At 58.5% G+C, this 14,832-nt stretch carries 16 protein-coding genes and 1 pseudogene; 7 read left to right on the top strand and 10 right to left on the bottom strand.

Annotated elements, in window-relative coordinates; genetic code table 11:
- A pseudogene (locus B3527_RS16255) lies at positions 1-198 on the bottom strand (hypothetical protein); the annotation flags it as partial.
- Between the two features lie 68 nt (positions 199-266).
- Positions 267-1,145, bottom strand: a complete 879-nt coding sequence (locus B3527_RS16250; RefSeq protein WP_290480504.1) for a branched-chain amino acid aminotransferase — start codon at positions 1,143-1,145, stop codon at positions 267-269.
- Between the two features lie 163 nt (positions 1,146-1,308).
- Between B3527_RS16250 and B3527_RS16245 the strand changes: the two genes are divergently transcribed.
- The 4 genes from B3527_RS16245 to B3527_RS16230 are packed head-to-tail and all read left to right on the top strand — an operon-like array spanning position 1,309 to position 5,226.
- Complete coding sequence (locus B3527_RS16245) at positions 1,309-1,668, top strand: MarR family winged helix-turn-helix transcriptional regulator (RefSeq protein ID WP_198019827.1); 360 nt, start codon at positions 1,309-1,311, stop codon at positions 1,666-1,668.
- Positions 1,665-2,348: a response regulator gene (locus B3527_RS16240; RefSeq protein WP_206992129.1), complete on the top strand. Its 684-nt coding sequence runs from the start codon at positions 1,665-1,667 to the stop codon at positions 2,346-2,348. The genes B3527_RS16245 and B3527_RS16240 overlap by 4 nt, the downstream gene beginning before the upstream one ends.
- A gap of 4 nt (positions 2,349-2,352) precedes the next feature.
- A complete protein-coding gene (locus B3527_RS16235) occupies positions 2,353-3,648 on the top strand; it encodes an ATP-binding protein (RefSeq protein ID WP_290480505.1) in 1,296 nt (431 codons plus the stop codon).
- A 30-nt stretch (positions 3,649-3,678) separates the two neighbouring features.
- Positions 3,679-5,226 carry a bifunctional GNAT family N-acetyltransferase/carbon-nitrogen hydrolase family protein gene (locus B3527_RS16230; protein ID WP_290480506.1) on the top strand — a complete coding sequence of 516 codons (1,548 nt, stop codon included), beginning with the start codon at positions 3,679-3,681 and terminating at the stop codon, positions 5,224-5,226.
- On the opposite strand, the gene B3527_RS16225 is transcribed toward B3527_RS16230, so the two are convergent.
- Positions 5,223-5,912 (bottom strand): SOS response-associated peptidase, encoded by a 690-nt coding sequence (locus B3527_RS16225; RefSeq protein WP_206992127.1) that lies wholly within the window; start codon positions 5,910-5,912, stop codon positions 5,223-5,225. The two genes, B3527_RS16230 and B3527_RS16225, sit on opposite strands and share 4 nt — an antisense overlap.
- A 3-nt stretch (positions 5,913-5,915) precedes the next feature.
- The gene (locus B3527_RS16220) at positions 5,916-6,818 is read right to left on the bottom strand and encodes a GNAT family N-acetyltransferase (protein ID WP_290480507.1); all 903 of its coding nucleotides are present in this window, start codon (positions 6,816-6,818) and stop codon (positions 5,916-5,918) included.
- 241 nt (positions 6,819-7,059) lie between these two features.
- Here B3527_RS16220 and B3527_RS16215 point away from each other — a divergent pair, with 241 nt between their 5' ends.
- The 3 genes from B3527_RS16215 (at position 7,060) to zapE (ending at position 9,336) form a co-directional block, all read left to right on the top strand.
- On the top strand, positions 7,060-7,494 hold the full coding sequence (locus B3527_RS16215) for a response regulator transcription factor (RefSeq protein ID WP_034817104.1): 435 nt from the start codon (positions 7,060-7,062) through the stop codon (positions 7,492-7,494).
- 103 nt (positions 7,495-7,597) lie between these two features.
- Complete coding sequence (locus B3527_RS16210; RefSeq protein ID WP_206992124.1) at positions 7,598-8,203, top strand: rhomboid family intramembrane serine protease; 606 nt, start codon at positions 7,598-7,600, stop codon at positions 8,201-8,203.
- Positions 8,204-8,208: 5 nt separating this feature from the next.
- Positions 8,209-9,336 carry a cell division protein ZapE gene (gene zapE / locus B3527_RS16205; protein ID WP_290480508.1) on the top strand — a complete coding sequence of 376 codons (1,128 nt, stop codon included), beginning with the start codon at positions 8,209-8,211 and terminating at the stop codon, positions 9,334-9,336.
- On the opposite strand, the gene B3527_RS16200 is transcribed toward zapE, so the two are convergent.
- The 6 genes from B3527_RS16200 to gntA all read right to left on the bottom strand — a co-directional run bounded on the left by B3527_RS16200 (position 9,290) and on the right by gntA (position 14,769).
- Positions 9,290-10,432: an acyltransferase family protein gene (locus B3527_RS16200; RefSeq protein WP_290480509.1), complete on the bottom strand. Its 1,143-nt coding sequence runs from the start codon at positions 10,430-10,432 to the stop codon at positions 9,290-9,292. The two genes, zapE and B3527_RS16200, sit on opposite strands and share 47 nt — an antisense overlap.
- A 185-nt stretch (positions 10,433-10,617) precedes the next feature.
- Positions 10,618-10,983 carry a hypothetical protein gene (locus B3527_RS16195; RefSeq protein WP_290481884.1) on the bottom strand — a complete coding sequence of 122 codons (366 nt, stop codon included), beginning with the start codon at positions 10,981-10,983 and terminating at the stop codon, positions 10,618-10,620.
- 124 nt (positions 10,984-11,107) lie between these two features.
- Complete coding sequence (locus tag B3527_RS16190; RefSeq protein ID WP_290480511.1) at positions 11,108-12,829, bottom strand: EAL domain-containing protein; 1,722 nt, start codon at positions 12,827-12,829, stop codon at positions 11,108-11,110.
- A 133-nt stretch (positions 12,830-12,962) separates the two neighbouring features.
- Positions 12,963-13,505, bottom strand: a complete 543-nt coding sequence (locus tag B3527_RS16185) for a DUF421 domain-containing protein (RefSeq protein WP_206992119.1) — start codon at positions 13,503-13,505, stop codon at positions 12,963-12,965.
- Positions 13,505-14,098, bottom strand: coding sequence for an urea carboxylase-associated family protein (locus tag B3527_RS16180; RefSeq protein ID WP_290480512.1), 594 nt, complete (start codon positions 14,096-14,098; stop codon positions 13,505-13,507). The genes B3527_RS16185 and B3527_RS16180 overlap by 1 nt, the downstream gene beginning before the upstream one ends.
- Positions 14,095-14,769, bottom strand: a complete 675-nt coding sequence (gene gntA / locus B3527_RS16175; protein ID WP_290480513.1) for a guanitoxin biosynthesis heme-dependent pre-guanitoxin N-hydroxylase GntA — start codon at positions 14,767-14,769, stop codon at positions 14,095-14,097. The genes B3527_RS16180 and gntA overlap by 4 nt, the downstream gene beginning before the upstream one ends.
- Positions 14,770-14,832 lie beyond the last annotated feature (63 nt).

The following is a 14,832-nucleotide window of genomic DNA, read 5'->3' as shown; positions in this document are numbered from 1 at the left end:
TGGCTCTGGCTCTGGCTCTGGCGGGAGTGTCGGTGGAAGCTCGACGATGTCCACCTCCAAAACCACGGGCTCAGGAGGGGGCGGCAATTTATGTCCGAAGGCAATCGCAAAAAGGAACAGGATCAGGCCGTTGAGGCCCAATGATCCCGCCACAAAGGGAAGGCGCTCGCGCGCGAACTCTTTCCAGGCTCCACCCATGGGCCAAAGCCCTAGCAGCCAGCCTGAGACGGCCTCAGTGACTTTTCGTACAGCTTGCGCCGTGCCGCCTATAGCGCCAACTCCAACTGGCCGTTGACCAATGCGGTATAGTCATTGACCAGCGTTTCGGAGATCTGGCCCGGCTTGTAGACATGCTCGCCAATCTCGGCGACAGGCGTGATTTCAGCTGCGCTGCCTGTGATGAAGCATTCCGAGAAGGTCGACAGCTCATCCGGGAAGATCGCCCGTTCGATCACTTCGATGCCGCGCTCCCTGGCCAGCTTGATCGCCGTCTGGCGGGTCAGGCCATTGAGGAAGCAATCCGGGGTCGGCGTATGTAGGGCACCATCGCGCACGAAGAAGATGTTGGCTCCGGTCGCCTCAGCCACCTGACCGCGATAATCGAGCATCAGGGCGTCGGCATAGCCATCGCGCTCGGCAGCATGCTTGGACAGGGTGCAGATCATGTAGAGACCCGCTGCCTTGGCATGGCAGGGCGCGGTGTCCGGGGCCGGACGGCGCCACTTGGCATGTGTCAGGCGGATGCCCTTCATCTTGTCGGCAAAATAGTCGCCCCAATGCCAGACCGCGACCGCGAGATGGATCGTGTTGTTCTGGGCTGACACGCCCATCATCTCAGACCCGCGCCAGGCCAGTGCGCGCACATAGGCGCTCTCGAGACCCGATTTCGCCAGCGCCTCGGTCTTGGCCTGTTCGACCTGATCAACAGAAAATGGGATTTTGAACCCCATGATCTCCGCTGAATTGTGCAGGCGCTTGGAATGGTCCAGCGAACGGAAGATCTTGCCGCTATATGCCCGCTCACCTTCAAAGACGGAGGACGCATAGTGAAGCGCATGCGTCAGGACGTGGACTTTGCTGTCCCGCCACGGCACGAATTCCCCATCCATCCAGATATAACCGTCACGGTCGTCATAAGCAGACATAATAGTTCAGCGCTCCTCGCTTGCACTTATAGCATTTTCGCGTTCATTTCAGAACATGGCCCCTGACGTCAACCTGAATAGACCTTTCGATCCGCGCCTTTTCCTTATGGATCAGGAGCTTGATAGAGGTGTCGGACTCCTGCTGGCAGGAAGCGCCGAACTGATGAGAGCCGCAGAAGAGGCGCGGCACAAGGCGGGGCTGAGCAAGCCAGAACTGCAAATACTCATGGCTGTCCGCTACTCACCCGGCCAAACAGTGGGCGAGCTGCGCGATGCGTTGAGCATGACAGTACCAACTTTCGCCCGCATCATCGGCGAACTGGACAAGCGCGGCCTGATCGAGCGCGAGCGTGAACAGGCAAGTGACAAGCGTCGGCGCACGCTGAACCTGTCGGATGCGGGCACCACGCTGACCACCCAGATCACGATCGTATTGCGCGAGCGGCTGCGCCTGGCCTATCGCGCCGCTGGCCCGGATGCGGTTGAAGGGGCGCGCAAAGTGATGGATGCGCTCGTCAAATGAACCAGGACACCGCTCATATTCTCGTCGTCGATGACGATGACCGCATTCGCGACCTGCTGAAGCGATATCTCACCCGTGAAGGATATCGCGTGACCTCGGCGTCCGGAGCGGACGGGGCGCGCAAGATGATGTCATCAATGGAGTTTGATCTCGCCATTCTGGACATAATGATGCCGGGCGAAGATGGCCTGTCCCTGCTGAAATCCATGCGGGAGGGGCGCAATCGGGAAACGCCCGTCATGCTGCTGACCGCCAAAGGTGAAGCGTCCAACCGGATTGAAGGGCTGAAGCATGGCGCAGATGACTATCTCGCCAAGCCTTTCGAGCCAGAGGAGCTGTCCTTGCGCTGCGCCGCCATCCTGCGCCGGTCGCACAAGGCCGAGCCGCCCGAAGAAGTCGAAATGTCCGGTTTGGTGTTCAATGCAGAACGCGGGGAGCTGAAGGAGGGCGACACGCGCATTCGTCTGACCGAAGCCGAATTGCAATTGCTGACGGTATTGGCCTCAAATCCGGGCGAACCGGTGAGCCGTGAGGAGCTGGCCTCCCTGACTTCAGCCGGGATGGAGCGCTCTGTCGATGTGCAGGTGACGCGCCTGCGCCGCAAGATCGAACCCAATCCGAAAGAGCCGATCCATATCCAGACCGTGCGAGGCGTCGGATATCGCCTCATGCCGGACTGAGCCGATGCTGCGCCTGAGAGATATCACACCGCGCGGGCTGTATGCCCGCAGCATGTTGATGGTAATCGCGCCGGTCGTTCTGATCCTGTCGCTCATGTCGTGGTATTATTACGACAGCCATATTGCGGAGGTGAACCGCAAGCTCGCCCAATCCATCGCGCGCGATGCGAGCCTCGTCCAGGCATATTGCGACCGCCGCGAGGAGTCCGTGCTGGACCGCAAGACCATAGATGAGCGCCTGGACCTGACCTTCACTTGCGACAGCGATTCCGCCAGCCTCGATCGCCGAAGCTATGCTGAAGTCTTCTCCTATAGCGGCACGCTGGACAAGGAGTTGGAGACCCGGCTTGGCGTACCGGTGGAGACGGCGTTGAACCCCCAGGACTCAATGCTGCATCTCCGCTTCGCGTCGGGGCCCCGCACAGTTGAAATCATTGTCGAGCGCAAACGTGTGCTCGCCGCCAATACCCACATCTTTATTGTCTGGGTGATCCTGTTCTCCCTGTTCATGGTTGCGCTGGCCATCGGCTTCCTGAACCAGCAGGTGCGCTCGATCCTGAGCTTATCAAAGGCCGCGCGAGCGTTCGGCCGTGGCCGGGATGTGCCGGACTTCCGCCCGTCTGGCGCCAACGAAGTGCGCGAGGCGGCCCGGGCGGTAATCGACATGAAGAACCGGCTGACCGCCTTTGCGGAACAGCGCACCGCCATGCTAGCCGCGGTCAGCCATGATCTGCGCACGCCCCTCACCCGACTAAAGCTGGCGCTGGCCATGATGGACGAGACCGATGACATCAAAGCCGCGCGGGCCGATCTTGATGACATGTCCATGATGCTGGACGAATATCTCACCTTTGCGCGCGGCGAAGAAGGCGATGAGCCGGGCGATTTTGACCTTGCCGAACTCTTGCGCGACGCCGCCGCGGGCTTTGGCCCGCACATTACCGTAACCGGACCCGATCATGTTCAGGTCAATGGCCGTCGCTTGGCACTCAAGCGCGCTGTGACAAATTTGATCTCCAATGCGACAAAATTCGCGACCGACACACAAATCACTCTTGTGAACGGTCCGCATGCGGCCGATATACACGTCGATGACAATGGACCGGGCATTATCCCGGAGCTGCGCGAGGATGCTTTCCGCCCTTTCATGCGGCTGGATGAGGCCCGCACCCAGAATACACCGGGCACAGGGCTCGGATTGACCCTCGCCCGAGATACGGCGCGCGCGCATGGCGGAGATCTTCGCCTCAGCGACAGCCCTCTCGGTGGCCTGCGGGCCAGCCTGCGCCTGCCCCATTGAACCTTATCCCTCCAGAGACATTCCTTCGCCATGAGCAATAGCAAAGCAAAACTGATCATCCGCAATGCAACGCCGGATGATATCCCCGGCCTTCAGGGCCTCTCGGCGCGCGTTTATGGCGAGGGCGAAGAGTATTCCCGCGACCACCTCATGGCGCAGATCAACCGGTTTCCGGATGGGCAGTTCATCGCTGAATACGAAGGCCAGATTGTTGGCCATTGCGCCACCTTCATGATCGCGTCCGAACATGCCTTTGGTCCGCACACATGGATGCAGATTACCGGCGGCGGATATGCCGCCCGTCACGACCCCGAAGGGGACGTGCTCTACGGCATGGATGTCGCGGTCGACCCGGCGTTCCGTCGCTTGCGCATTGGCCAGCGTTTCTACAAGGCACGGCGCGAACTGTGCCAGTGGCTGGAGCTGAAAGGTATCGTATTTGCCGGTCGGATGCCTGGCTATGCTCGCCGCGCCAAACAATATCCCAACCCGGACGACTATGTGAAGGCGGTCCGCGAATCCAAGCTCCGCGACCCGGTTATCACGTTCCAACTGAATCAGGGGTATGAGCCGCTCGGCGTACTGCGCCATTACCTGCCGGAAGATATCGACTCCATGGGACATGCCACGCACATGTTCTGGGAGAACCCACTGGCGCAGGAGAAGATCCAGACCAATACGAGCTTTGGCGACACGTCCCTGCCCGAACGGGTGCGGATCGCCACGGTCCAGTTCCAGATGCGCCGGATCACTTCCATCGACGAGTTTGAAGGACAGGTCGAATACTGGGTCGATATCGCGTCAGACTACCAGTCAGACTTCGTGGTCTTCCCGGAAATGCTGACACTGCAATTGCTGTCGCTGTCTGAACGCCCGCTCGGCCCTGTCGATGCGATCTCTCAGATATCTGACTATACGCCGCGTTTTGTGGAGTTCATGGAGAAGCTGGCAGTTTCCTACAACATCAACATCATTGGCGGAACTCATCCGAGCCAGATGGCGAATGGCGAAATTCTCAATGTCTGCCACGTCTTCCTGCGCGACGGCTCGGTCCATACCCAGCAGAAGCTGCATCCGACCCCGTCCGAGCGCCATTGGTGGAACATTCAGGGCGGTCGTGGAAACTCTGTGATCCAGACCGACTGTGGCCCGATAGGCGTGATGATCTGTTATGACAGTGAGTTCCCCGAAATTGCGCGCCACCTTGTCGACCAGGGCGCGCTGATGCTGTTCGTGCCCTTCTGTACCGACGAACGGCGCGGCTATTTGCGGGTGCGGTATTGCTGTCAGGCTCGTGCGGTCGAGAACCAGTGCTATGTCACCATGTCCGGGGTTGTGGGCAACCTCCCGAATGTAGAGAACATGGACATTCACTATGCGGAGAGCTGTATCTTGACCCCGTCCGATTTCCCCTTCTCACGCGATGGCGTAGCAGCGGATACAGCCCCGAACACGGAAACGATTGCGCTGGCTGACCTGTCCATTTCAGACCTGCTCACAGCTCGTCAATCCGGCGCGGTACAGAACCTCAAGGATCGTCGACTGGACCTCTATCAGGTGGCCTGGAAGAAGAACTAGGTTTCCTCTATCAACTGGACGCCCTGATTACGGACATTTCCCACGGCAGGATTTACAGGCCATGCGTGCATGTCCTCGGTTGGGAATGGTTCGTAGAGGTGTTCCACCTTGCGATTGTCAGCATCCAGCCATGTCCGATAGTCCGACGGATGAAGGATGACCGGCATGCGTGTGTGCAGCCCCGCCATCAGGTCGTTGGGCTTGGTGGTCAGGATGGTGAATGTGTCGATCTCGGACCCGTCGATCATGGCGCGGTCCCATAACCCTGCAAAGCAAAACCATCGCCGGTTTCGCAGGCCGATAGCAAAGGGTTGCTTCTTGCCCTTCGGGCCTGTCCATTCATAGAAGCCGCTGGCCGGAACCAGACAGCGATGATGCCGGAAAGGCCCGCGAAACGTGTTGGACGCTTCAAGACCTTCGCTGCGCGCATTGAACGTCGAGAATTTCTTCTCGCTCAACGGCTTTTTCCACCAGCTGGGAACCAGTCCCCACATGGCCGGAGCCATCTGGATGGCGTGACGCGGCACATCCTCGCCTTCCGGCGCCATGCGGATGATGGGCACATACTGGGTGGGCGCAATATTGTACGCAGGCTCCGGCGGCTGGATGCCGTTCGGGTGAATCAGATTCAGCGCATTGTGGTATTCCTCCCACGTTACGCCATGCCGGAAGAATCGTCCGCACATACGCTAAGGCTCGAAGACTGCGAAACGGTCACGGCCCAGATCATAAGCGACGTGGTGCTTCAGTTTTTCTGTGAGCTCGATGGCGTCGCCTGCCAGTTGGTCTGGATGAATCATCTGGCCGAACGTCATACGCACTTGCGCGCCGCGCTTGTTCAGCAGCTCGTGAAACAGGGTGATGTCACGCAATTCCGGGTTCAGCTCGCTGAGAAAGTAAAAGAGCCTCGAATTCCACGCATCGAGATTGAGCGGCAGGACGGGTGTCTTCTGTTTCCGCGCGAGGCCGACCACGGTAGAGAACCAGTCCTTCTCGACCAGCCGCCCGTCTTCCTTCTTTGCAAGCCGCCCCGAGGGGAAGATGACAACGCATTTTTCCTCGGCAAAGGCCTGCCCTGCCCGCTTCAGGGTTTCGCGCGTCTTGGCCGGGGTGCGCTTCTCGGCCACCCATTCGACCGGGATGATGACATCCTGAAAGTTCGGATTGACGCGAATGGCATCGGCATTGGCAAAGAATACGATATCCTGCCGAACCTGCTTGAGCAGATCCCAGACCGCCACACCATCTGCCAAACCGGTTGGATGGTTGGCCGCAATGATAACCCGGCCAGCACTTGGCAGTCTCTCGAGACCGTCGACCTCAAGAGAGAAGTTCAATTGGCGTGAAAGATGATCGAACGAGTCCCGCCCATTCAGCTGCATGATCGTGTCGGCCATTTCCCGCGCCCGGCGATAGCCGAGCGTCTTGTAGAGAACCGGACGGACAAGCGGCCACGACCAGCTGCCGCGCAGTTTCGGGCAGCGTTCCTCAATCAGCGTATCGACGATATGCTGGTCATTATTTTTTTCTGCATCAAGAAATGCCGATCCTCCCAAAGTAGAGGATTTTGCGATCAGGCTCTCGTCGCTCATGGTGCGTGGGCCACTCCGTTCTCCCTTTATATACATAGGGGTTGGGGCGAATCCCTCAAAGCGGGAACTACAGGGGAATGGCCGTTCGCGCAGGCCACCGGAACGCTGCATTGTGTTGAAATATAAACACTTCGGAAAGTTTCGCTTTACCAAGACGTAAGAGCCACGTGCCATTGTGAACGCCACAGGGGGGTTGGCTTAAGGCTTTCCTTCGCGGGCAAACAAATCGGGAATAGTGTAGATGAAAGTTCTTTGGGTTGAAGATCACGAGCCAGTCAGAGACATGCTGGCGATTGCCGCGGACAAGGCTGCGCGCTCCCGCGTGCAGGTTGATCTGGTCATGGCGCCGACCCTGATGATGGCGGAAGCCCGGTTGCGCCTCGAAAGATTCGATCTCGTCGTGCTCGACCTCGGCCTGCCAGACTCCTTTGACCCGGACATGACCATCGCGCGGGTTGCCAATATGGGCAAATACCGGATTGCGGTCGTCTCTTCCATGGATGTGCGCGACCAGGCTGTTGAGTCTGCCCTGCGCTGTGGCGCGAACATTCATCCGCAAGCCATTTTCAAGGCCACTCTGCCATTCAATCGCTTCATCCAGCGCCCCGATGCGTTTGAAGACTTCCTGATGGACCTGATGCCAGCCGCTGAAACCACGGCCGTCCGCGCGGCCTAATCCATGCGGGTGCTTGCGAAGCGCCCCTTCCCCTTGCTAAGCCGCCTAGGATACGTCCGGGCGGCTTTTTGCTGGGCGACACAGGAAAAAGGCGGCACCCCCGATGATGGAATATCCCGTGACGATCAGCCTGATCGCGGCCAATGTCCTCGTCAGTCTGATTGGCCTGTCAAACCGCGCTTTCTTCGAGGACAACAATTTCTGGATCGCGCCGATCCGAGAGGGCCGCCAATGGTGGCGCTTCGTGACTTCAGCCTTCCTGCATGTGAACAGCACACATTTGCTCATCAACATGTTCGTCCTGTGGCAGTTTGGCGGAGTGCTGGAACGCGAACTTGGCGCAACAACATTCCTGATCATCTATTTCGGATCGCTGTTTGCCGGAAACGCATGGGAATACATCGACAAACGCGACCAGCCCGACTACCGCGCCGTGGGCGCGTCGGGCGCGACGTCCGGTATCGTGCTCGCGTTCAGTGTGCTGGCGCCGTTTGCGGTGTTGTACCTGCTTTTCATCTTGCCGATGTGGGCGATTGTTGCGGCAGTTCTGTTTATCTCGGTCAGCTTCTTCCTGTCGCAACGCCCTAATACGATGATCGCACATGGCGCGCATTTGGGCGGCGCCTTGGCCGGTGCGGCGTTGACCTTCCTGCTGGTGCCCGGAGCCTGGAGCGCACTGCTGGCCCAGATCGCCGAGCGGCTGGGTTGACCCGAATGACCACCGTCCTTGAGAAATACGAAGCCCGCATCGAGAGCGGCCAGCTGACGCCGGACCCGGTTCAGGCAACCGCCGCTGCGGCGCTGAACGATCTGGAACACAGACTGGCCAACCGCAAGACCGGCGGCTGGTTCTCGAAAACCGAAGCCGTCACGGGTCTCTATATGTGGGGCGGCGTTGGTCGGGGCAAATCCATGCTGATGGATCTATTCTTCGAGAGTGCACCGGTTGAAGCCCGCCGGCGGGTCCATTTCCATGAATTCATGGCCGAAGTGCATGACCGGCTGGATGCCTGGCGCAAGCTCTCGCAAGACAACCGCAAGCGGTCCGAATGGCGCGTGAAGGGAGCGGGCGATGATCCAATCGCGCCAGTGGCGAAACAGATCGCCTCCGAGGCGAGCCTGCTCTGCTTCGATGAGTTCCAGGTCACCCAGATTGCTGATGCCATGGTTCTGGCCCGCCTGTTCGAGGCACTGTTCGACATGGCAGTCACGGTGGTGGCGACCTCGAACCGCCACCCCAATGATCTCTACAAGGATGGGATCAATCGCCCCCTCTTCCTACCCTTCATCGAGCATCTGAAGGCGCATTGCGAAATTCTGGAACTCGCCTCGGAGCGGGATTACCGCCTTGACCGCCTGATCGAAGCGCCGGTCTGGTATTCGCCATTGGGCCCGGAATCCGAGGCCGCGCTGGACCGGGCCTGGGACCGGCTGACCCTTGGGGCAGAACCACAGCATTGCGTGCTGACGGTGAAAGGCCGCAAACTGGAAGTCCAACGCGAAGCGGCGGGTGTGGCGCGCTTCACCTTCGAGGAATTGTGCGCCCGGCCGCTCGGGTCGCGGGACTATCTGGCCATCGCCGCAAATTTCAACACGGTGATCCTGTCAGGCATTCCCACGCTCGGCCCGGAAAACCGCAACGAGGCGGCGCGCTTCGTGGCACTGATCGACGCGCTCTATGAAGCGAAGATCAAGCTGGTGGCAAGCGCAGCCGCCGAACCGGAGAGCCTTTATCCCGAAGGCGATGGCAGTTTCGAGTTTGAACGCACGGCCAGCCGCCTGCATGAAATGCGGTCTACGGATTATTTGTCCGAGGCCCGTGTTGAACTGGAAGCCGACTAGACGCCGCCTGACGCAAGGCGTCTGCAAGACTCAATTGGCCAGACAGGTTTTTCGGCGCGCCGAACTTACGCGAGATGTAGCGAACCAGAGGGCGTTCCAGGTATAGGTGCGCGACAACGGACGCGATTGTGCACCCGATCACGAACAGCAGCGCCATGATCCAAGGCGGCAGGAATTCCGGTAGGTGCAGGAATTTCGCAACCGGCACACCGGCGGTCATCATTGGCATGTGCACAAGATAGAGCATGTAGGACGCGTCGCCGACCAAACGAAGGCTGCGCGGAATGCTCAGGCGGCCAGCGGTTTCCATTGCGGCGAGCGCGGCAATGATCGCGCTGGCAGAGGCACCGAACAGGACCGTGCGCACACCAAACCCGATCTCGACGGGGCGATAGATATCGTTGAGCCCCGTCATCAGGAAGACCAGCAGACCGCCGACCAACAGGCCGCGCGCTGCATTCCGTCCCAGATGCTGGAAGGACACCGCCGCCAGACCGCCGAACAGGAAGATCAGATTGTAAGGCGAGAACAGGAAGTCCGCCGGGAACAGTACGTCCTGGCTAAATACGGTGAGCGCGCAGGCGGTAAACCACATGCTGAGGATGCCGAGACCGATCCAGCGATGCAGGATAGCGAGGCCGAATATGGCGTAGAACAGCATTTCATGTTGCAGGGTCCATGAAACCTGAAGAATCGGAGTGTCTTCCATTGGCACAAGGAAGAGGTTCGGCAGCAATTGCCCAAGACCCGGCATATAGCCAAGTCCGACGGCCGGGATCAGGGCACCGGCCAGGACCATCGGGATGAGAACCAGCCAATAGGCCGGATAGATGCGCGAGACCCGTTTGATCGCGTAGCTATAGGCCTTTTGAGGGGCACCAAAATCCCGACGATGGATATAGAGCATCAGGAATCCAGACAGGGCGAAGAAGAACTCAACACCCGAATAGCCCATATTCGCTACAGGATGCAGCGCTTCGCCCGTTTCCGCATAAAGCCGCTTTGGCAAGATGAAGATATTAAGGTGATAGAAGACGACCATGAGCGCAGCGATGGCGCGCCCGCCCTGGAGTGATGTCAGATGAGGAAGACGCATGCGCGTGTCCTTTTCGGTATGGCACCCGGGATTTCGGAGCCGCCAGACCAGATTCAGGACCAGCCGCGACAATGCCGTTCGTCCTGTGACAGGCAAATCGTGTACCAGCCCGCCGGAGCGACCTGCGCCTGCAACGCCCGTGAAGGCGCTCGGTGGACAAGATCAGGAATTTGCAAGCGCCCGGGTCAGGTATCGGGCGGAGGCAGGCGCAACTCGGCATCATGCGGGCGAGTCATCGGAAATAGCGTTGTTCCGACGCGATGGTCGCCCGCATCATGCGCAGGCGCGGGTTCGGATGCGCTGCCCATCGCGACCTGACAGGCCTTTGAGAGGGTGAACGCCAAAGGGTCAGGCCGCGCGACTGTTGGCATATCCCCGATTGCCGCGATCCAGACATTCCCTCGCGCATCGCACATGGTGAGGAACGGCGTGCCGCGACCTCTCGTTCGGCGCACATACAGGCGCAGAAGGATGAGCTGCAGCCATATCCAGAAACGGAATGGCTGAAGATGCGGCTTCAATACCGGTGGGGGCGCAAACAGGCTGTCCATCCGCGCAAGTATATGTCCGGCGCGTAGAGGCGGCGGATACGTTCTCGCGGGCACCCCTACTGGCAACAGGCGCAACGGATTCCTTGCGGGACAAGGACGCGATTATGCCCTGAAGAAGGCTGCTTCAGCCCGCCCGCACATTGATATCGGGCGCGGTCATCTCCTGGCAAAGCACGGCCCGACCAATGAGGTAGCCCTGTATGAGATCACAATTGCGCGCGGCGAGCTGTTCGAGTTGCCAGCTGGTTTCCACGCCTTCGGCGCAGCTGATCAGATTCATCTCGCGGCACATCTTCAGACTGCCAGTCAGCACTTTGGGCAGGACACCGGAATCGCTCTTCTTGCCGAGCAGGCTCTTGTCGAGCTTGACCTTCTTGAAGGGCAATTCCTCCAACAGGGAGAGCGAGGAATAGCCGGTGCCAAAGTCATCCAGAGCCAGAGAGACCCCTGCCCCGACAATCTTGCCAAGCACGTGTTTGCTCGTATCGATGTTCCTGAAAAGGACGTTTTCTGTGATTTCGAGTTCGATCCGTTCAGGCGCTATGCCATGGCGACGGAGCGCGTTCAGGAAATGGTCAGCAAATTCCAGAGACGTCAATTGAGAGGGAGAGACGTTGAATGACAGGAAGCTGGTACCCCCGGGCAACCAGCGCAAAGCCTGATTCAGCATGGACCAGAAGAAACTGTCGATCAGGCCAAGGCGCTCCACTGCCGGCATGAATTGCTTGGGCGAGGGCTGCCGGCTGAGGCCGCTATGCGGCCAGCGCGCAAGCACTTCATAACCGGCAATTGAGTGACTGCGCAAATCCAGAATCGGCTGAACTGCGGGCTGGAAGCAATTGTCCTTGACCGCCCCGATAATGGTCTTGTCGAACTCTTCGGCGTCCATGTCCGCCATGTCTTCACGGCGATCGAATACCGCAATCCCTCCGCCCTCCGACTTTATCCGGATCATGGCCTTGTCGGCCGCATACATCAGATTGGCCTTGTCAGCCGCGTCATCCGGAAACGCAGCGACCCCGATGGAGGCGCCGACCGTGACGAGCCCTAGATCGGTTTCTATCGGAGAAACCAGAGCACTTTGGACAAGCGCAGCCAATGCCAGTGCGTTATCGCCAACTGATGGAATGATAAACGCAAACTCATCTCCGCCAAGGCGACAAGCATGCTGACAGCCCTCCATCTCCGACAGGCGCGTGGCGAGAACCTTCAGGACATGGTCCCCTATCGCATGCCCATAGCGATCATTCAGGGGCTTGAACCTGTCCAGGTCGATCAAGGCGCACATGAAGGGCTGGCCCTGTGCCACCAGAGTCTCCATTTCCCGCACAAAGGCGCGGCGATTCAGGATTCGGGTCAATGGGTCTGTGTCGGCAAGCTGGCGGATCTTGCGCTCGGCGCGCTCACGCTCCTCGATCTCGGCCTTGAGTTCAGTCAGCATACTGGCATGAATTTCGGTAAGGGCATGGAACACACCAAGCGCGTTGAGACATCCGGCATAGATGCCGTCTTCATGCGCAAGGATCAGACCGTTGGTTAGGAGGTCTGATTTGTCCCGGATACTGCCGAATACGGTCGCGGCATCCTCCGATAGCTCCATCACCAGCACGTTTCGATCCATTATGCCGGACACACCCTTTTTCTGATTTAGGGCATAGCCGAAAGGATTTGAGATCAGGCGCTGGAAAGCCTGAAGGGACACAAACCCTGTCGGCTTGCCGTTAAAATCGACAACCGGGCACAGTGTCGCTTCAGGGTTCTTGACGAAAAACGCGGATACCGCATCAAAGCTGTCTCCGAGAGAGAGCGGCTCAAAATGCATCCATGACGTGGAGCGAAATCTCATAATAAACCCATCTGCCCCACCCAAAAGGCCTTATGGGTTCTCGCTATCATCACAGTCTGAAAACTTTGTAACCAGTAATAGCCACAACAGCGTACAAGACTTTGACTTTCATGAATTTATTGTGACGCACACTTCAGGAGTGGCCTGGAACTCCGACGACAGATTGGGCAAGATGTTCGGGCGATACATCCGCATTCTTGCGCGCGACCACGCTGAATGACGCATCCGTTTCGAGCACGACCAACTCAGCTTCGGCAACGCGTGTCAGGCCATTTTCCCGCAACGCGGCGAGCACTTCGGACTTGGTCAGACGCTCATCGCGAATATTCTGCATAAGGTACTGACCCCGATATACCAGAAGTCGTGGACTGGATTTCACAAGCCATTCCACAGAGTCGCTGCGCGCCAGAACGAATGTCAGCCCCCATTGAATAAACAGGAGGACTGCAATGGCGAACAAGGCTTCGACGGCCGTGACGGAATTCGAGGTAATACCCGCTCCAGCGATTGAGCCCAGCGCCACGGTCACTACCCAGTCAAAATTGTTCATCTGAGACGTAGATCGCTTTCCAGCGAGCCGGATGAAAGCGATGATGGTGAAATATATGACTGGGGCGGCAAGCGCGATACGGACAAGATCTTTCCATCCGTCGTAATAGATTGCTGAAATATCCATCAGTCGACTGCCTGCACGATCTCATAATCTATCGGCTTGTAGCGAAAATTATTGGACTCTCCTGCGGAGCAGCTGGTCATGCCGATCAGAAGGTCCATGCAGGCTTCGAACATAATCGACTGCCCCGCTTTGCTCAGAGGTGGCAAAACCTTGATCTCGCCCGTCTGAGGATCTGTCGCGACATGCATGAAGATGTTGAACGCGATCGGAATATCATCGGGGCCTATGCCGTATTCGGCCAGGGCTGCTTCGAGGTTTTCCTGACAACCACCTTGGGGATCAGCCTCATTGTACAGCTTGCGGAACGTATCCTTCGAGCAGGGCGTCAGCGTGAAATCATGACGGCCGACCTCATCCTCGACAATTTTCAACATGTCACGGCTGCGATTGGAGTAGAGCATGTCTCCCTTGGTCAGGAACATGCGCCCGGCATAATCGAGGGAACGCCCGGATGAAATCATTTCCTTCCGGTCGTCCAGATTGTAGGCGACCATGTCGCTGACTTGTTCGCCTTCGGGATCTGTCACAGTCAGGCGTTCGCCCTTGCGCAGGATGAAGGCCGTGCCGGATTTCGGGGGGATACGGTGACTCATTTCGCAGGCTCCTGCGGGGTGAACGGACATTTCCACTCAGGACCGACTTCGCGGCCTGAATATTGCGCGGCTTCAGACCCCCGGCCGAAATCTGCCAGCATCGGATTAACCGAACCGGCAAGCGCCTTGTCGCGCTCTCGAATGATCTGCTTCATTTTCTCGAACCGGCCATCCTGGCGCAGGCGTTCGAATTGCTCATGCGAATTGAAGACGAGCGCAGGAAACTCGAAACGACGGGCTGGTCGGGATGCGTTCGGGTGCAGGCCGATGACGAAGAAGGCCTCGCCCAGCAAGCCCATCGAGAAATGTGCCGATTCCGGATCACGCTCCGCGCTCTCGGCCCACCCCCTGCCCTCGACCACATCGAGATTGTGCAAGGATTGAAGCCGGTTCCAGAGCGCACGCTCGAATTCAGTCTCTGACAGCTCGGTCGGCCCCGTGAAGATGGCGACGAAGGACTGAACCACAGGGGAGCTGAAATCGAGCTCCTCGATAAACTCTTCCAGTGCGCACCTGAGATTGATGTCACCTGCAGCGGAATCGATGTCGCCGAATTCCGCAATGACCAGCTGATCGCGAACCATTGCCGATTTTGCCCCAATACAGGGAAAGGAATCTGATTGCACGAATTGCCGGAAGGCGTCCGTGCGGGTGAGAGTGGTGCTGCCCATTTGGTTGTGTCCTGTCATATCTGGGCAATCAACCCCGCAACCTTCAAACCGGTTCCGCAACTT

The sequence above is a fragment of the Hyphomonas sp. UBA4505 genome (assembly GCF_002388685.1).
Lineage (GTDB): Bacteria > Pseudomonadota > Alphaproteobacteria > Caulobacterales > Hyphomonadaceae > Hyphomonas.
The sequence above is the reverse complement of the archived record's forward strand: the minus strand, read 5'-3'. Positions and strand labels throughout refer to the sequence as shown.